Origin of the sequence: Methanothrix soehngenii GP6 (assembly GCF_000204415.1) — an archaeon.
Lineage (GTDB): Archaea > Halobacteriota > Methanosarcinia > Methanotrichales > Methanotrichaceae > Methanothrix > Methanothrix soehngenii.
In genome coordinates this window covers 1,864,294-1,882,513 of record NC_015416.1, presented here as the reverse complement: position 1 = coordinate 1,882,513, position 18,220 = coordinate 1,864,294, and the positions used below count along the sequence as shown (strand labels likewise).

Sequence of the window (18,220 nt, the reverse complement as noted above, 5' to 3'; positions counted from 1 at the left end):
TTATCATGCGTCTTCGGTTAAGACCACAATCCCTCCCTGAATCGTTCTCTATTGACATGCGGATCAAGTGCCTCACTTGAACACACATTTAAGACTGTAGAGAAATCATGCTCTATTCCAAGGTAATCCAATATCGCAGACAATAGATGCGAGGAATTTTGGACAAAGATGTTACTCCATCTCAATTGAGTAAAGCGAACCATTTTGGCACCGGGATTTAGTTTTCGCACTATCGAATACAATTTTCTGCTGACAAGAAGCGTCAAAATTGAGACCCAGATTAAGGCCTCAATCGCGTATGGGCTCTTTGTTGTTATCTGATCTAGCGCATATCTGCTCTTCAATTCTTTGAAGATGAGTTCGACTTCCCATCTCCCAGAATAAACCGCTGCAACCTCTGAAGCATTTAATATATCTGATGAAATATTAGTTAGATAAAAGTGATGTTCTTCTGCTTCGGTATTATAAATGGCGACTAATCTAAATATCTTATTATCTTTTTTGCTCTCGCCGCGATAGGATCTTCGGTCAAATGATACTTCCACATTTACATCAAAAATATCATCGGATTTTTCTAGTTTAATATCTTTCAAATGTTTCCCGTTTAGATCAACGCCACGGGTATTGCGTACCTGATTTGTTCCTACTATTAAGGGATTTGCATTGCTCTTGAGGCGAGAGACAAAGGATCCGCCGTTTTCAACTATCCTGCTGAACAGTTGATATTTGTAAAATCCTAGATCTATTAATAATATTATATCTTTTACCCAGGGACCTATTTTTAAGGTCTTTACATCGTTGGTATTCTCAGGCAGTATCGAAATGCTTTTTGGACTATTGGCTATGGCACTTGTTAAAAATGCCACTTTTACTCCTGCAGCCACTTTTCGGGAACGAGTGGCTGGCCACTTATCAGCAAGGCTTTTATGAAGCCGAATAATAGTGCTATCTTGAATCATTACATCCCGAAAGCTAGCTAGACGGTCACCCAAAATCCTACTGGGTTCTTCAGAAATGTGCTCTATGCCGTGAATCACACATTCTCTGAGAAATTTTACCAGTTCTGGAGTGAAACGATCATGCCAACTGCTGTCTGAAATTGATACTTTCCCTCTGACTTCGTAAACGCGTTTCAACTCCACTATAGTTCGATACAACTGTGAGCCATAGCCGATAGCGAGAGTCCAAAACATTATCACTGGATCAATCTTTCTTTCTCTTTCGATCAATCCGCTCTCTCTTGCTTTATCTCGAATCCACTTGGATTCAAACATCCTGGTTAGTTCTTGCTCGACTATATCTTTCTCAATTTGTGATACTCCTTTTCGCATGCTAATCCCTTGGATTGAATATAGTATCACATATTCCATATAAATCTTATTAGATGAACTATTTCAGAAGATAAATTAATGTGCATTTATAACGATTGTGCTAGGAATGATCTGCTAACCGAAGACGCATGTGTACTTTATGAGTGCAAGTCTTCGAATAATGCTTTCTCCAAGCGGCATATTACAGTCCTCTCTTCTTCCCTGGGTAGCGTGCCGATTTTTCTGTAATTTGTTAAGCCCGTTATCCTGCCTCACGAGTCAATTCTCATCCGTGGATAAATACCTTGGCTCCTCGCTATTTGGTATGGATGGACTTGAATCGCAATTTCCCTGTGTCTCCACGTCTCATTGGTGAACCGCTATTCCCTTACCCAACCTCAAGAGCTCATGATTCTCACGCAGGGATCATGCGCAAGCATGAAAACCAGTATGCTTTAAGGTTTTTTCATGCCATAATCACTGCTGGGCCCACCCACATAGATTCAGCGAAAAGCCACCCAAATTTATATAAGGTCACAGGACTAGTGATAATTTGGTGATGAGCAATGCCATATTGCTGGAAATGCGGATCTGAGTATCAAGAAGGGAGCAATTTTTGTCAGTCATGTGGCTATAATCTAGGTGCAGCATCCGATGCCCATCAACACACCGATTCCTCAGTTTCCAAAATGGAAAGATGGACTGGAGAATATGCCTACGACAAATCGGGATTATTTAAATCATTGCTTTCTCAAATTAGTGGCGCATCTAGAAATACTGTAGCTTTTTCGGCAGATCTGGTCTTTGATGGCAACAGGTTGTCTGGCACGATGAAAGAGGTCAACACATTTCTCACTGTTTATGGGGAAGACAGCCCCCGATACTTAATTTCCAATATTAGCGGCTATATAGATGGTAATGAAATTATATTTGATAAAAATTATGATGGCGGAGGAGGTTATGGGCACACAGTAAGATACAAAGGGAAATTTGATGCCGATGTGGAGAATATTTTTGGAGCTTGGGTATATCATGGTGAAAAAGGAAATTTTAAAATGAGCCGGATCTCAAAGGTGCTTCCTACTAGCTTAATCTAATTAGAATTTAAGATGCAGGATCTCTATAAAACGAATGCTGTATGAAATACTAGCGCATTGTTTGCGTCCTTGCCCGACTCTGAGTCGAGCTTGGGCGTAATCAAGCTATCGCAAATATGATCGGCTCCTTCAAGGAGGACACTGTGGATCGGTGTTTAAGCCCGCCTAGACTCAATTATTCCGCTCTTTGGGTTCCTATTAGTTTTCAGAACTCTCTTTCAGCAATGCTTGTGCTTCTGAATGAATGCTAGCTAGTTTCTTGGAGATTGAGTACTGCACGCCCGTGTTCCTGTTCTGCCAATCGAACTGCAACCATATGAAAAGGAAAGTGATATCTATTCGAAAGATTATGTGATCAAGGGTTCTGATTATGTGGCAACAGCGCTTAGGTTGGGTCTTTACCACTCCTATTATCGCAGCAGCATTACTGGTCTGTATATATATATATTATTGCCTGAGCAGCAGCTAAAGTGGTTCCTCCTTACACTTATTCTTTCAGCTGTAATATTATTTTTAATAGGTATATTAATATTTTATATAACTAAAAGTTTATCGAAAAGAGTTCTAGGGGAAGAGAAACGTAATGTTGATATCATTTTTGCGGGAGCGATTATTGTTGCATTATCTCAGTTGTTTGGCCCTTTGTTTGGTGCATCGTATCCATTGATTTTGGGGCCAGATGCCAGTAATTATAAATTATCGTTTTCATCCATGTACTATAATATAACATATGATGAAATATCAGAAAATTATACTTTTACATCCACAGATAATAATGGCACCATTGAAGATTATCATTTTCATAGAGGCGAATTAATTCGTATTCATACAAATATATCCGCTGAAAATAAAAACCCATTAATGAAATATGAGGATCAAATATTTTTAGATTTAGTGCCTCCTGCGAATGTAACGGCAAGCATAGCTAGGCCCGTTATTATGGTTGGTCAATCTTCTGATGTAATAATTGGTCTTTATGATCCCAATCCAGGTTCATATCCGATTAAAGTACATGGTATCGGAGCAGATGGAAAAACGCGTGATGCCATGACGGTTGTTGCAGTATCAAGCAAGATCGGAACAAGATCTTATGTGCCAAGTGGTGCCATTTCGATAGAAAAATTCATCCAGCTCTGGGGTAACTCCACCTGTGGAGCAATCAGCCTTGACTGGCAGCCTTGCGAAAATCAAAATTCATGCAGCCAGCCAGGGGCTTTTATCGTGGAAAGGCACGAGATAATAAGCCAGGGGCAGGAAACATATGATTGAACCACTCCACAGTGGACAAAATGTTAAGCAATGCCGACATATGGGGAGAAGTGCATGAAGAAGACAAGGCGACGTACGACCAGGACTTCAATATATCAGTATTGCCAAACTTGAGACAGTCAAGCCACTTGCTCAGATCTTCCCTACAGCTTCGGCAGATTCTGGGGCCATTGTGGGCCTGCACGGGGAGTTAGTTCCGCCACAGGGAGGACAGGTCTTTGAATTCGGGGGTTATATGCATGCCACCGGCCTTACAAACAACTGCGAAGATGAGCTTCGTCCTTTTGGCCTCACACATCCTTCACACACGGTCGATTGCTCGGTCGCATGCGTCTCATGGGTCACACCCTAAGATTAGATGCAAGCGATCAATCAAAAACCTTTTTCTCAGCTTCGCGATTGCCCTCAAAACGCGGTCAGGCCCGCTCTTTCATCTGCCTGCACTCCTCTATCCCGAGCTCTGTGAGCTGATAGGTCATCTCATTTCTTGTTGGATGCCTGGCGACATATCCTTTGCTGACCAACTTTCCCAGGGCCTTCTTGACCCTGTGCCCCAGGTTGGGGAATCTGCGAACAAGGACATGCTCGGGCAAATGTGCGGCCTTTGCCATGCCCGTCTCCTGGCACAGTTTAACGAGAATAGCCCTTTCGAAGTCGGTTATCACGCATAATACTATATGATATTTGGATTTAAGCCTTTTGATCTACCATTTGACATATCATTTTTTGCAATGACATATATCAAAAGGCTTAAATATGTTCAAGAGAATTGGACTGCATATGCAGTCTATTCAGAAAGCCACCCTGGTCAGGACGGCAAAAGCCGAGGACGATGAGTGGGACCTCTACGAAAAGATCAGCGAGGCACCCAGCTTAAACGTCTATGAGCTGGCAAAACGGATGGGCTGGTCTACCGGCAAAACGCGGGGGGCAGTAAAGAGACTGGAGGAGGAAGGCCTCATCAAGATAGAAAAGTCTATACGCAATGGGAGGGCGGTGGACCTGGTGACGGCTACTCCCTGGCAGGATATGCTCACGCCAGAAGAGCGGGATGAGTTCAAGCGGATGGAAATCTGAATTCTCCAAAACCCGTTTCTCCTATGCAGTAGGCTTATCGAGCATGCACGAGCATGATAAACCATTAGATAAAATTCGGTGAAATCTCTACTATAACTCCAGTTACGGCAGAGGCTCAAGCGGCGATGCGATGTGCAGCTCCACCGGAGGACGGAACATTGCTGGCGATCTCGATGAGTACCCCAAGCTGGACAGCGAATGGATCCTCAAGGAGAACCCGGATGTCATAATCAAGCTTCTGGCACCGGGAGGCGGAAAAGCGGGCTGGAACAGCACAAAAGAAGCTGATCAGATCCTGAATGGCTATTTAGAGGAACGTCCGGGATGGAGCAATCTGGATGCGGCGAAGAACAACAGGGTCCATCTGCTGAGCACTGAGATCGCCTGGGGACCTGACGGCATCGTGGGCCTCGCCTATTGCGCAGCGTGGCTGCACCCCGAGATGAATATAGATCCCGGGAAGATCTATCGGGAATACCTGGAGCAATTCCTGGAAGTGGAATATCCCGAGGGAGCGGTGCTGGGGTATCCTGCAGCAGCATGAGAGGCTCCTCAAAGCTTCTCCAGTAATCCAGCTAGCTCACTTGGTTCATCCTGATGTTGCCCCCAGTGCGAAAAAGAAGGCGGTGATGTAAAGCAGAGGAGCGGCCACCTTCGCCAGCAGATAATTGGGAAGGCTCCTATGCAAGGCTGCCAGATCGGCCCATAGGATAGCATAAGCCCCCTCTGCCCCCTTGCAGGAATCAAGCTCACCAGAAGTCCGTTCATCGTTATGCTTGGCCCCGGTTCAATCTCCCAGAACCTTGCTCATCCTCTTCTTCCAGGCAAGAACCTCATCGGCATTGAAGACATCGATCGATCCACCCTGGATCTCGCCCTCCACGTCTCCCATTCTCTCCTCTATCCAGCCCTCGATCTCCAGGTAAAGGTTCTTGAGGGCATCTAAAACCTCAGGATCTGCCTTCCACAGGCCTCTCTGCTCGGCCTCCAACAGCCTCCTGCTCATCTCTTCCATCGCCCAGGGATTGTTCTCCTGGAAGAACTTGCGGTTCTCCTCGTCCATGACGAAGGTCCGGGCAATGTCGTCGAATATCCAGTCATCCACCTCTTGTGTCGTCGCCTCCCAGCCGTAGACCCGGCCTACGCGTTTGGAGATGTCCCCTGCTCCCTTATAGCCGTGCCTTTTCATCCCCGCGATCCACTTGGGATTGAGCAGTTTGGTGCGAACGACCCGCCTGACCTCATCGCTCAGGGTGCGAACCTCCACCCGATCGGCATCTCTGGTATCACCATAGTAGGCCTCAACATGGTGCCCCGAGACCTCCCGGGCGGCCGCAGTCATACCTCCCTGGTTTCCAAAGTAACAGCAGCAGCCGAACAGATCCTTCTCATCCGTGGTGGTCTTGTTGAAGGTGACGTCCACGCTCTTCAGCTGCTTGATCAAACCATCCTGGGATTCCTCGCCGAAGACGCCCTTGCCGTAAGCGTAACCATTCCAGTAGATGAACACGTCCGAAAGATCCTTATCCGCTTTCCAGGCGCTGGCATAGACTGCCAGGTTCACTCCATTGCCATAGGTTCCTGGGCGGCTGGCGAAGATGCGATGATGAGATCCGTTCTCCAGGTCATGCTTATGCAGAAAGTTCATATCTTGTGGCTCGTCCAGTGCTGCGACCTCACAGATGGCCTGGTCCATGATCTCAATGCAGTTGTAAAAGCAGTCTCGGGTGATGCCTGAGACCCTCACGGTCAGGTCTATCCTGGGCCGGCCCAGTTCCTCGAGAGGTATCACTTCATAGCCCTTCAGCTTCCCCCCCTTCCAGACCGGCATGACGCCGATGAGATGGAACATCTGGGACATCTGCTCCCCATCGGCATACATCACATCGCCTGCCATCCAGAACATCCCCACGTTCTCAGGAAGCCGTCCCTGCTCTTTTTCATACTTCTCCAGCAGGCTGTCGGCCAGCCTTCGTCCCACCATCCAGGCGGCCTCGGTGGGAACTGCCGAGGGGTCCAGGGAGAAGAAGTTCCTCCCCGTGGGCAGGATCTCGATCTTTCCCTTGCTCATCAGCCCCGATGGTCCTGGCTCGATGAATCCTGCGGAAAAGCCCCTCAATAGGCTTTCCATCTCCCTGGACTCCTCGATCCTCCAGCTGAGCTCTTCTATTCGATCTCGCAAGAGGTCTAAGGCCGGGCTTTCCTTTCCAATAGAGCGCTCCTCCAGCAGTCTCGATATACTGCTCTTTTCCTGGCCTTCGATCTTGCCTCTCCTGTCGGCTATGATTGCCCGGACCAGGTCCCCACCCAGTCCGTCCAACTCTCTAAGATCCTCGATATTGGCCGTGACCTCCCGTCCCAGCAGGAGGGCAGCAGCTCCTCTCACCTCAGCCCGGAGAATGGCCCGGATCATCTCCTCTCTTCTCTTGCCCGCGGGAAGCTCTCCGAATATATGCATACCGTCGGGGATCTGGGTATTGTAGAGCTGGGAGATCTTGTCGTGTGCCCTCTCCAGGATCTCTTCGAAGCTCGCGCCGCTGGCGATGAGCCTCTTCAGATTGATCTCGCCTGCCAGGTTGCTCTTCTCCAGCAGATTTAGGATGATATGCTCGAGGGCATGGGCTCTTCCGCCCTCCGAGAGGACCGCCCGTCTGTACTCGGAGATCCTGTCCTCCAGCTCTTTAAGCTCTCCATAGAGTTCGGAGTCAGTCATCACCACCTGCATGTGGTCGACTAAAGTGGCATAGCTCCTTCTCTTGGCTATGGTCCCTTCCGGGGGGTTGTCCGAGTTGTAGATGTAAAGGTGCGGCATATCGCCGATCGCGATATCGGGATAGCAGTCGGCGGAGAGGCCCACCGACTTTCCGGGCAGAAACTCCAGGTTGCCATGGGTTCCTACATGCACAATCAGGTCTGCGCCAAAGCAGCTCTCGATATAGCGGTAGGTGGCCAGATACTGATGAGTGGGCGGCACCTGGGGATCGTGCAATATCTTGCAGACCTGGCCATCGCAGCGAGACCCGGCGCACCCCCTCTTGGGCTGGGTGCAGACCAGGGCATTTCCGTATTCCACCCCAGTGATAACGATCTTCCCCTGATAGAGCATGGCAGCGGGAATTCCGTCCTTCTCCTCCCCTGGCGGCCTTCCCCAGGCCTCGATCATCTGATCCCGGACGACGGGGGATAGCAGGTCGAACCATTGCCGGTATTCCTCTTCGCTCAAGAGGGCGAGGGCTCCTCCTCGCTTGATGATCTCCTCGATCGAGGTCCAGCGAAACTCCGATATCGCCTTTCTGGCCATGATGGTCTCAATCAGCTCCTTTCCCGTCTTGGGTGGGCTCTGCAGCGAGTATCCGGCCTGGACCATCCGGTCCATGATGCGAGCAACGCTCTCCAGGGTATCGATATGCGCTCCGCCACCAACTGAAGCCTCCACTGAAGCACAGGGATTGTTGTGCAGGATGAAAGCCACCCGGCGCTCGGATACCGGCTTGTTCTTCAGGGCGACCCATTTTTTGACCCTTCTCGCGAGCTTTGAAACCCTCTCCGGGATGGGCACATGCTTCTCTATCTGTGCCCCGTCCATCTCAGAGCGGCTCGTCGCTCCTATCATCAGAGGCTCTATCACTCCTTCAAACTCCGGCATGGCCACAGACCAGCCCACCTCGCTGCTGGACAGGCCGTGCACATCATCCTTCCATTCCTCCTCTGTCTTATGATAGACGACCGCAGGATGGAATATGGGCACATTCAGGGCTTTCATGGTCTGGAGTGCCTCATCGCTGTTTCTGGAGCGGAAGATGGGCTGGAGGTTGACTATAGCCTCCACTCTTCCTGAGAAGAACCTCTTGGCCACCTCTACGCTGGACCAGGCGCCCAGATCGGAATCTCCCATGCCGAAACAGAATGCAGGGAGGACGTCGAACTCCTTTTCCAGCTCCAGTATGGCGGCATCTACGACCTTCAGATCCTCGTTTGCCCAGGAGGTGCGGGAGAAGATCAGGCCCACCCACGATCGTTCCTTGCCCTGATACCATTCCAGGTACTCATCAACGGTTGCGAAGGCCGTCTCAGATCGGGGATGATAGAGCCCCTGCCAGAGGATCTCCTCTGGCGGTTCGAGCTGGAAGCTCGTCTTCAGGGCCTGGTTGCAGGCATACTTGAGCAGGTTCTTGAAGTTCTTCCGCCCGCCGAACAGGGCATAGCGGTTGACGGTCAGGGTAGTATCCATCGGGACATTGGCCACGGTCCAGAGCGATGGGTCCCGGCCAAAGGAGATCACTGGCGTGCTGGGGCTGAGGGAGGGAATGATCTCATCCCAGCAGGGGTCGTTCGATGGATGGATCAGGACCATCTGAGCGCTTTTCAGTGATTTCAGGCATTTCTCCAGTTGGACGGGATCGTCAAGCTGGGTATAGGACCAGGCCTCCAGGTTAAAGGAGAGCTCTCTGGCCCCCTGCATCAGGTGGGGCAGCTCACTGCTCCAGGTTATAGAGACTAACTTCATTCGATTACCTGCCGATTGAGGGATTGCAATTTGGTGTGATGTATTCTGTTTTTCTTGTATTCTATTAATAACTATTTCGGATCAAATAACATAAAAACCCATCTAAAAAAGAATAAGGATGCCTCACAGGCATCTTGTTGCGATCAATCCTCAATCTCCGGATAGACCATCGTCCTTCCCTCGGGATACTCAAGGCCCAGACGCTCTAAATATTCGCGGTATACCTCCTCCGGATTGAGATCCACGTCGGGGTGGAGCACCTTCGCCAGATAGGTCGCGCCCACCACCTGGTCCAGGCCGTTCATGATATCCCAATCTATGAAATAGATCCGGTCGGACTTTGCGGCTGAGGTTCCGCTTGCTCCTGATCTGTCCAGAAGCTCATTCTTCGCAGCCTGCAGTTTTGAGGCCTCCTGTGAGGGAGCAGACTCCCAGCCGATCTCGGTATGTCCTGCTGGTTGGGTCTGTCTCACGATGATTATCTCAGGATTTTCTGTTACCACCCATTCCCAGTCCACCTTTGGATAGCTCTCTTCCAGGGCGCTGGCGATGTTGTAGCCCTTTGCCACTTTCAGCACCTGGTCAAATGCAGACCCCGGGCCCAGAGTGGAAATATCGCCGCCACTGGAGCTCCACTCCACATATGCCTCGGGCAAGTTCATCCCGTCCACTGCATCCTTGACAGAGTTGATCTTTTCATCATACCAGCTAATGTAATCGGAAGCTTGCTCCTCCTTGCCCAGGATCTGGCCTAAAACCTCGATCTCGCGGGTCATGTTCTGCGGCTTGGTGAACTCCAGCGCTACCGCCTTGATGTTCTCGAAGGGCTCCAGTCCCTCCTCCAGGCCGTATATGCCGTAGCTCTTGTCCGGATAGCTGTAGCCAATGACCACGATATCTGGCACAATGGCATCCTCTCCATCGCTGGCGATCGCGCCGATCATCTCATAGTCCAGAGCATTCCATTTCCCTACACTCTGCTTTCCCTTGAGATCGGGGAAGTAGTAGCCCTTATTCTTCACTGTATCTGAGATTCCTACCACCTTATCTGCCGCTCCCAGCATCACAACTGCCTCGGCAGCATCCGAGCTGGTGACGATCACCCTCTCAATAGGCTGGTTGAAGGTGACCTCTCTTCCTGCAGAGTCGGTGATGGTCAGGGGATATTCAGCTGCCCATGCCGATGCCATCAGCATAGATGCTATCAGGCAAAGGGCCATAGGCGCGGAAAACAGTCGTATTTGCATATCAATTCCTCATATGAACTGTGGTTATTAAGACTAGGCGAAGTATAAATCGTTTTTGTTAATAATTATGTGCTTGCACATCCGAAAAAAAGCATGAAGATCATGCGGCCAGCCCAACGTTTGCACTAAGCCAGTATGCTGCCTCTCAAGCACCCGCCTGAATATCTCTCCCCTCGCGGCCAAGTTGCTGGCGAGGTCCGTCCTCTCAAAAGCTGGCAGGTTTAAATTAAGCATGCAGCCGCCAGCTCGTCCGGGGCCATTGTCATACTCCAACCGGCATCATTCGGGGATCAGAGACGATGAGATCGAGGCATGGGATATTGAGGACGCCCGGTTTGGCCGGACCCTTAACCATGGTAATAATTCAATCAAAAAGTTTATTACTTAATAAGATCTATATCCCTATTAATCACAGATAAAGGATAGAGGTGGTTGTGCAATGTGGAGTGATAAAAACGATTCGTCGGTTAGCAAAGTGGTGATCTCGGATGCGGCGGTGCCTTTTGTCGCCCGGGGGGGACGCTTATTCCCCGGGCAAGTGATCGCAACGGATCCGGGAATCGAGAATGGCGAAGATGTTCTGATTGTGGACAGGAAGGAAAGGCCGGTCAGGATGCTTAAAATCTACACCGGTCAGTGAAGTGCGGAGGTGATGATAGCAGAAAGCAGCATGTGTATGCAGGAATTAATAGCCCTCTAGTTTAGATGCCATTATGGATGCCTGGCCGCAATGGGTTTAGGAAGAGTGAGGACATCTTGCGGCCAGGGTGTCCTCTTCTGGGGTATTTTCTATGGATCTTCCAGTATTGTTGCGCCCTTATCGATGATCGCGGATTTGGTTCTCTTCTCTCATTTCAGCTCTGCCGGTCCATCAGAGCCATCAAGCGGGGCGGTCCTGTACTTGAGCAGCTCTCCGCCAATCAGCATGGCCAATCCGGCGCAGAGCAGTATCATGCTTACCAGCAGAAGGTCAAAGGATAGCTGTGCCTCTATTCCCGCAATGGATGCCAACTGAGGTGCCAGGATCATGGAGAATCCGGCCAGGGTTAAGAAGAGTCCATTGATTATTCTGCGCTCAGCTCTCACATATCTGTCCTCCTTCTTCTCGATCCCCCTCTCCAGCATGAACATCTGCTTCTTGTGAATCAGATAATAGACCAGGGCCAGGAAGGGCACTCCCTCCACTACCAAAAGCATGATGGCAGTATCCATCAATTATCTCATCCTCTCGATGGCTTTATCTCAACCTCTCGTAGATAATACTTTCGTTATGAGGAATAAAATATCCGATTTAAAATCTATTCAATAGACTAATATTAACATGAATCTTAATTTTTTGCTTACCAAATGATATTTAAAGCATCATGGCGCATTTGATATACATGAGGTGCAGTCCATTGCCTGGGAGAAGAGATACAACATTTGCTTTTATTCTCACCGCCCTTTTCGGGGCTAGCATTCTGCTTTCAATCATCATTCCCACCCAGATATGCCTTGCCAGCGGGGAGGAGACGAATCTCTCAACTGATGCTGCACCATCGAACTTGACGGAAGGGAATACATCGGCAAAAGAAGGAATCCCAGTACACGTCTATATCACGAACAATGACAATGAGAAGCTTGATGTCTCCCTGTTTATAGATTCGGAATTGATAGACCGCAAGTCGATCTCCTCAGGAGCGGATCAAAAGATAGACAGCTACCCTCTGGAGAAGGGGAGTCATACTTTCAAGATAAGCTGGTGGGATGAGGACGTGAAGAGTTCCTTTGAGGTGGAGGAGACAAAGGATATCACGGCCGAGACATCGGTAAACCTTTACACTACCCTCAATGAGGAGCCTGAGGAGTTTGAGATAACAGTGAATCTGGTCAATGAGAACTCACGGGAGCTGGAGGCATTTCTCTATGCAGACGGCAGCTTCGAGAAGAGCAAAAAGGTGGGAAAGGAGAGCAGTGCTGAGCTGGGTACGATAAAGCTCAAAGAGGGCATTCACAATCTATCGGTCAGATGGCAGGATGATGATACCAGAATAGAGTATGAAAAGACGAAAAAGCTAATGGTAAAGCGCGATGAGGTGGTCATATTCTATGCCCCCAAAGGGGTATCCTTTGAGGCTAAGAATGCCTCCTCCGGTGCAGAGGATCTCTCCTCTGGTGATAGCGATGAAAAAACGAGCATAAAGGATGAGCAGATCGACAAAGAGGATCCCGTCGATGAGCCGGATGATGACAGCGAGAATTCTTCAAAGACCGATAGTACCTCTGCAGAGGTCGATGATGAGAAGAAGGGAGCAAAGGGCGATGCTATTGAGACGAAAGATGATGCGTCAAGCCGGTATGGGATTGGATCGAGTGCCAGCACAGATAACCCTCTGCAGGATAGCTCGTGGGGAAAAAGCTCCCCAGCAAAGAATGCCAACTCCATGATCGGAGGCTCATTGGAGGACGGAAATCGATTGTACATCTATGCGGCATTGATCATGCTGACGATCTATCTGCTCTTAAGGCATTGAGATGATCAGAGCCTTTTTGATCCTGATCTTGGCGGTCTCCACCGCTCAGGCAACAGTCTGGGGCCAGGGGGTCTCAGGCGAGCTTCACTGGAAAGAGCAATTGACATTGGAGGACTACACCCTGACCCTGGCCGACTTCTCCCTGGAGGAGAAGCTCATGGTCTTGGTGGAGCTGCAGGAGGATGAACGCCCCATTGCTCGCCGGGCTCTTCATGCTGGCGAGTGGTTCGTCATAAACGATTCCTTGAGGATCAGCGCCCTGAAGATCGTAGAGGGAGCGGACAAGGATGAGCCTTATGCCATTGTGAGAATGCAGCTTCCCAGCGCCCCGGAGATATCTCTGATTTTAAGCTTCGATAACGATATCTACCGGGGCGGGGAGGACATCAAAATGCTACTGTCCGTGGAGAATCGAGGCGCCGTTGATGCAGAAGACCTGAAGATAACCGTCGATTCCAGTCCGCCGATATTCAGCAGGAGGTTCAACATATCAAGCCTTTTGGCGGGATCCGCCTGGGATGATAAGAAAAAGACGGCCCAAACCGATCCCATCAGGATCGATCTGGTGGCTCCATATATGCTCGAAGCGGGCGATCTGCAGGTCAGGGTGCATGCTCAATACACTGATCCGGATGGAAATTCCCATCAGTCATGGGGCGGCGGCAAAGCGCATATATCCGGCCCTCTCCGGCTTTACAAGAGGGTTGAAGAGACACAGGAGTTATCTGAAAGCTACTATGTGATCAATTCCCTCAGCAACTATGGAAACAGGACATTTTCCGTGGATCTGTCCGACTCCACGGGAAAGGAATTTCACAGCAATGAAACCCTCCAGTGGAAGATCGTTCTCGAGCCGGGTCAGACGAAGACGGTCAGCTATTGTATCAAGCCCATAGAGCCAGCCATGGGCATCTCTCTTCCTGATGCCGTAGCCTCGTTCCGCATGGGGAAGAGGATTTACACCATCCATTCCAACAGGCCGGTGATAGATGTTACCGGACCCTTGATCGATGCCAAGAGAAGCATCAGCCCCAAGAGGGTAAAGGCAGGCGAAGAGGTGATGATATCTTTGGAGCTGGAGAATCGAGGCAACAGAAAAGCGGTGCTGACGATGGCGGAGATGGTTCCCCAGGGAGCAGAGCTGATCTCGGGAGAGCTGAATGAATCCTTCATGCTCTCCCCAGGCGAGAAGGCCGCCCGGAAGATTCGGCTGCGGGTGATGGATCCGGATGGAATCAGCATTCCCTCCTCCATGGTGAGATATCGGGATGTGCGGGGGAATGATTATAGCACCAGAACTTCTGCCCTCCGGGTTACGGTGGAGGAAGAGGAGGTGAGCAGCCCGTCCGATCCTTCCCGGAATGATACCGGCGGAAGTGGAATGTCCAAAGTGAGCGATCTGGGAGATGGCCAGGCAGATTATCCATCGCCTGATCGCGAGAACCGGGATGATGAACGGCTAATTCCAGGGAGCATTGATCATCGAGTGGTTGAGAGCGGATCCGGCCTGGGGCATAGGTTATCGATTTTATTGATACTGATCATATTGTTGCTCTCAGTGGCTCTGGGTCGATACCTTTGATGCGGTCACAAATTCTCTCTCCTGTGGCATCTGATGCCCTGCTGTATCTCGTCTGCTGCACAACATCCGTTATCCTTCCCTCTTTCATAACGGCAATGCGATCGCTCATATGTCTTACCACCTCCATATCATGGGAAATGAAGAGCATTGTCAGGCAGAACTTTCTTTTCAGATCCATCATAAGCCTCAATATCTGGGCCTGAACAGAGACATCCAGCGAGGCGGTTGGCTCATCTGCGACGATGAACTCCGGATTTATCGCCAGGATTCTGGCCAGGACTACTCTCTGGTTCTGCCCGCCGCTGAGCTGATGAGGAAAGCGGTTGATATGCTCTGGATTCAGCCCCACGACATCTACAAGCTCTAAAACCCGATCTCTGATCTCAATTTTGGTCATCTTTCCATGCAGCTTTAGCCGGAAGGGCTCAGCTATGCTCTCTCCGATGCGCATCCTGGGATTGAGAGATGACTCGGGATCTTGAAAGATCATCTGCATCCTGGGGCGGAGCTTTCTCATCTCTTTCCTATTCAGCCTGGTTATGTCCCTACTATCAAAGATTATGCTGCCGGATGTGGGCTCGATGAGCCGCAGTAGCAGCCGTCCTACGGTGGTCTTGCCGCAGCCGCTCTCTCCCACCAGGCCAAGGGTCTCGCCCTGATCGATATGAAATGAAACGCTATCTACCGCTCTGGAGCATTGCTTGCTTATCAATCCAGAGGAATAATGCTTTCTCAGATCTCGAACCTCTATCAGCCGCATAAGAAACACCTCGATGAATGCCCGTTCTCCAGCCGCATCATCTGGGGATGCTCGCTCTTGCAGACCTCCATCGCATAGGGGCAACGGGGATGGAATCTGCAGCCAGAAGGAGGATCTATGAGGGATGGGCTGGATCCGGATATGGGATGCAATCCCCGGCTTGGCAGCGAGCGTATGAATCCCTGGGTATAGGGGTGCTGGGGATCGTTCAATATGGTCTCTGCCGAAGCCTCCTCCAAAATCTCACCTGCATACATGACTGCAATCCGGTCGCATATCTCACCAGCAGCGGCAAGATCGTGTGTGATCATGAGCATCGATCGCCCGGTGGTCATGTCCCTTATCAGGTTGACGATCTCCGCTTTGGTGCGGGCATCAAGCCCCTTGGTGGGTTCATCGGCGATGACAAAAGAGGGATGACTGGCCAGGCCCATGGCGATCATCACCCTCTCCTTCATCCCTCCGGAGAGCTCATGGGGATACTGGTCCGCCCTCCTCTCCGCCTCGGGAATCATGGCTGCTTCCAGCATCTGCACCGCTCTGGCTTTTGCCTCCTTTTTGCCCAGGCCTTTGTGCAGACTGATCACCTCAGCGATCTGGTCTCCCACCTTTAAGACGGGATTGAGGGAGGTGGTGGGATTCTGCAGGATCATGGCGATCTCCCTACCTCGCAACTGCCTCATCTCCTCCTCTGTCAGATGGAGGAGGTCCTGTCCATTGTAGATTATCTGGCCTTCCACCCCGGCCGAGGAGGGCAGCAGGCGGATGATGGACATGCCAAGCACAGTCTTGCCGCAGCCGGTCTCGCCGATCAGCCCCAATCGCTCGTTGTCTTTTATTTGCAGGTCCACTGAATTCACTGCTTTGACCAGGCCGTCTGGGGAGGAGAAATGGGCCTTAAGATCAATTATGTCGAGCATAGCCATTGATAGACTAAGATGATTTCATCATAATAAAGATTGCTACACAATTTACAATTAATGATTTTTATTCATAAAAAGCATTTGAAGAGGTGAATTAGCATACTCGCAGCAATTACATCGCCGCCATATGTCGCAATATTTAACATCATGGATCCCATATGTGATATCGGGTGTAATGATGCCTGCTGCGGGAACGAACACCAAATCACTGACTAACGCCTGGAAGAAGACCAATGGTCGTTCCCACTCGTGACGAGATACAGGACATCGGACCAACTGTCTCCCATAAAATGAATATCATCAAACTCTTCCTAAAAGGATACGAACACACTGAGATCGAACAGAGAACTCGTCATACCGGTGAGTCCATCAAACGATACATCAGCGGCTTCTCATAGGTTGTTCTTCTCTCGAATCAAGGATATTCCATCCTCCAAATCAGAGAACTCACCAATTCCTCTGAGAAAGTTGTTACCGAGTATCTCACGTTATACGAAACCTAGAAAAATGTCGGCTCGGATCGCTTCTCTCAGATCGCCTCATTGTCGGTTGAAAAGCTCGATTCGAAAAAAAGGGGCTTGGGGTCAACAAATGACATCATCAGCCGCACCTCCTGGGAATGAGATACATGGTGTAATCAAACACCTCTTGGAAGAGCAATATGCATTTGTCGGCGGCGATCGCGTCCAGGACATGCTCATCGGAGACTTGATTCGGATTTTTCAGCAGTATCGCGTGATTAACGGAAGCTCGAAGTAGGACATATGGATGAAAAGCCAGGTCCTAGGAAGACACTTGCCAAGATGGGGGTGGTATCCACGATCTTCTCCATAATACATGAGGTGGATAAGCAGATGCAAACCAATGGCTATTCCCATCATTAAGTGAGGAGATATCGTGTGGCCAGATTGCTGAAGGAAGCGTATGCTCAGAAAGGAGTGCTAACGCAAGCTATGTTGCCGAGTTGACCGGTGTCAGCGCCGGAACGATAGGCAAGAACATCAAAGCATATCAGACGGAGCAGGGGGTTATCCTGCCATATTGGGGAACCATACGTGATATTGGACCTTCAATGACACAGGTGATTATCGCCAAGTTTCTCCGGGGTATCCCTGCACCGCATATTGCCAGAACGACACAGCATACAGAGGGGACATGTGATCGATATATCAAGGCCTTTAAGAAAGTCAGAATGTTGAATGGCAAGATGAAACCACTGGAAATTGCTCGAATACTTGAGATGAGCGAACGATTGGTGAAGGAGTATATTGTACTAATCGACGAGCAAAGAGCTATTGAAGAGGAGGGTAATCATGTTAGCTGAACAGATTTCATGGGAAGGCGACATATGTCGTCATTTTAGTTCGATGCCTTTATGGCTTCGGCCAATCTGTGCCCTTTCTTTGTCAGCTCATAATATACCCATTGATTTATTTTGTCCTCTTTCACGACCAATCCGGCCTTAACCAATACGCTCAAATTGTCATAGATCGTCGATTTTGGAAGGCCAGAGGTTCTAGATAGCTCAGTCACAGTCATACGCCTCGAAGAAAGATTCCTGATAATAGTAGTTCTCTTACTTAAGGCCGGGACCTTGAGTGCTTTGCTACTAAGAGCTTTATCGGATAGTAGATCGCTCATAGATATACCTTTTCGTTTTTGGATCGAACATAGTGCATAAACTTTGGATTATAATTCTGATAATGATAGATGCAGTCTTGAGAATATTAAAATTACGTTCAGCTTAAAGTTACGTAAGTATAATTCCAATAAGTTAGCTTGAACCAAGCAAAAATACCTGTATTTAATCAGCAATTGAGAGGATAATGTTTGAAAATTTTATATTTAATTAATTTTATATATTTTGTTTGTCGGCTGAGATTTGAAAAATAATTGCTCGTGCCGAGGCATTTAGAGAATTAATTGCTATCTATG

At 49.4% G+C, this 18,220-nt stretch carries 16 protein-coding genes and 1 pseudogene; 9 read left to right on the top strand and 8 right to left on the bottom strand.

All coding sequences use genetic code 11. From position 1 onward, the window contains the following. Positions 1–17 precede the first annotated feature (17 nt). Complete coding sequence (locus tag MCON_RS09455) at positions 18–1,331, bottom strand: IS4 family transposase (RefSeq protein ID WP_083804753.1); 1,314 nt, start codon at positions 1,329–1,331, stop codon at positions 18–20. A 545-nt stretch (positions 1,332–1,876) separates the two neighbouring features. Here MCON_RS09455 and MCON_RS16550 point away from each other — a divergent pair. After that, positions 1,877–2,407: a zinc ribbon domain-containing protein gene (locus tag MCON_RS16550; protein WP_013719760.1), complete on the top strand. Its 531-nt coding sequence runs from the start codon at positions 1,877–1,879 to the stop codon at positions 2,405–2,407. A gap of 450 nt (positions 2,408–2,857) precedes the next feature. Next, positions 2,858–3,676 (top strand): hypothetical protein, encoded by an 819-nt coding sequence (locus tag MCON_RS09445; protein WP_162144972.1) that lies wholly within the window; start codon positions 2,858–2,860, stop codon positions 3,674–3,676. Between the two features lie 416 nt (positions 3,677–4,092). On the opposite strand, the gene MCON_RS09440 is transcribed toward MCON_RS09445, so the two are convergent. Then, positions 4,093–4,341 carry a hypothetical protein gene (locus MCON_RS09440; RefSeq protein WP_048132275.1) on the bottom strand — a complete coding sequence of 83 codons (249 nt, stop codon included), beginning with the start codon at positions 4,339–4,341 and terminating at the stop codon, positions 4,093–4,095. A 115-nt stretch (positions 4,342–4,456) separates the two neighbouring features. Here MCON_RS09440 and MCON_RS09435 point away from each other — a divergent pair, with 115 nt between their 5' ends. Together MCON_RS09435 and MCON_RS09430 are read left to right on the top strand one after the other, a co-directional pair. Next, positions 4,457–4,753 (top strand): MarR family transcriptional regulator, encoded by a 297-nt coding sequence (locus MCON_RS09435; protein WP_157863765.1) that lies wholly within the window; start codon positions 4,457–4,459, stop codon positions 4,751–4,753. Between the two features lie 118 nt (positions 4,754–4,871). Continuing rightward, positions 4,872–5,297: pseudogene (locus MCON_RS09430) on the top strand (ABC transporter substrate-binding protein); the annotation flags it as partial. Between the two features lie 243 nt (positions 5,298–5,540). On the opposite strand, the gene cobN reads toward MCON_RS09430, so the two are convergent. Together cobN and MCON_RS09420 are read right to left on the bottom strand one after the other, a co-directional pair. Next, a complete protein-coding gene (gene cobN, locus MCON_RS09425) occupies positions 5,541–9,260 on the bottom strand; it encodes a cobaltochelatase subunit CobN (RefSeq protein WP_013719755.1) in 3,720 nt (1,239 codons plus the stop codon). Between the two features lie 143 nt (positions 9,261–9,403). Further along, on the bottom strand, positions 9,404–10,480 hold the full coding sequence (locus MCON_RS09420; protein ID WP_157863764.1) for an ABC transporter substrate-binding protein: 1,077 nt from the start codon (positions 10,478–10,480) through the stop codon (positions 9,404–9,406). 466 nt (positions 10,481–10,946) lie between these two features. Between MCON_RS09420 and MCON_RS09410 the strand changes: the two genes are divergently transcribed. After that, a complete protein-coding gene (locus MCON_RS09410; RefSeq protein ID WP_013719753.1) occupies positions 10,947–11,147 on the top strand; it encodes a PUA domain-containing protein in 201 nt (66 codons plus the stop codon). Between the two features lie 209 nt (positions 11,148–11,356). Here the strand turns inward: MCON_RS09410 and MCON_RS09405 are convergent, their stop codons facing one another. After that, positions 11,357–11,719 (bottom strand): hypothetical protein, encoded by a 363-nt coding sequence (locus MCON_RS09405; RefSeq protein ID WP_013719752.1) that lies wholly within the window; start codon positions 11,717–11,719, stop codon positions 11,357–11,359. A gap of 170 nt (positions 11,720–11,889) precedes the next feature. Here MCON_RS09405 and MCON_RS09400 point away from each other — a divergent pair, with 170 nt between their 5' ends. Both MCON_RS09400 and MCON_RS09395 read left to right on the top strand, forming a co-directional pair. Continuing rightward, positions 11,890–13,020 (top strand): hypothetical protein, encoded by a 1,131-nt coding sequence (locus MCON_RS09400; RefSeq protein WP_157863762.1) that lies wholly within the window; start codon positions 11,890–11,892, stop codon positions 13,018–13,020. Position 13,021: 1 nt separating this feature from the next. Continuing rightward, positions 13,022–14,602, top strand: coding sequence for a COG1361 family protein (locus tag MCON_RS09395; protein ID WP_013719750.1), 1,581 nt, complete (start codon positions 13,022–13,024; stop codon positions 14,600–14,602). Here the strand turns inward: MCON_RS09395 and MCON_RS09390 are convergent. Together MCON_RS09390 and MCON_RS09385 are read right to left on the bottom strand one after the other, a co-directional pair. After that, the gene (locus MCON_RS09390; RefSeq protein ID WP_013719749.1) at positions 14,562–15,362 is read right to left on the bottom strand and encodes an ATP-binding cassette domain-containing protein; all 801 of its coding nucleotides are present in this window, start codon (positions 15,360–15,362) and stop codon (positions 14,562–14,564) included. The genes MCON_RS09395 and MCON_RS09390 overlap by 41 nt on opposite strands. Then, positions 15,353–16,288, bottom strand: coding sequence for an ABC transporter ATP-binding protein (locus tag MCON_RS09385; RefSeq protein ID WP_013719748.1), 936 nt, complete (start codon positions 16,286–16,288; stop codon positions 15,353–15,355). The genes MCON_RS09390 and MCON_RS09385 overlap by 10 nt, the downstream gene beginning before the upstream one ends. Before the next feature lie 230 nt (positions 16,289–16,518). Between MCON_RS09385 and MCON_RS17145 the strand changes: the two genes are divergently transcribed. Both MCON_RS17145 and MCON_RS09375 read left to right on the top strand, forming a co-directional pair. Then, a complete protein-coding gene (locus MCON_RS17145) occupies positions 16,519–16,683 on the top strand; it encodes a DUF1670 domain-containing protein (protein WP_013719747.1) in 165 nt (54 codons plus the stop codon). Between the two features lie 566 nt (positions 16,684–17,249). Beyond that, positions 17,250–17,609, top strand: coding sequence for a DUF1670 domain-containing protein (locus tag MCON_RS09375; protein ID WP_013719746.1), 360 nt, complete (start codon positions 17,250–17,252; stop codon positions 17,607–17,609). 35 nt (positions 17,610–17,644) lie between these two features. Here MCON_RS09375 and MCON_RS17140 read toward each other — a convergent pair whose 3' ends face one another. Beyond that, positions 17,645–17,926: a helix-turn-helix domain-containing protein gene (locus MCON_RS17140; protein WP_013719745.1), complete on the bottom strand. Its 282-nt coding sequence runs from the start codon at positions 17,924–17,926 to the stop codon at positions 17,645–17,647. Positions 17,927–18,220 lie beyond the last annotated feature (294 nt).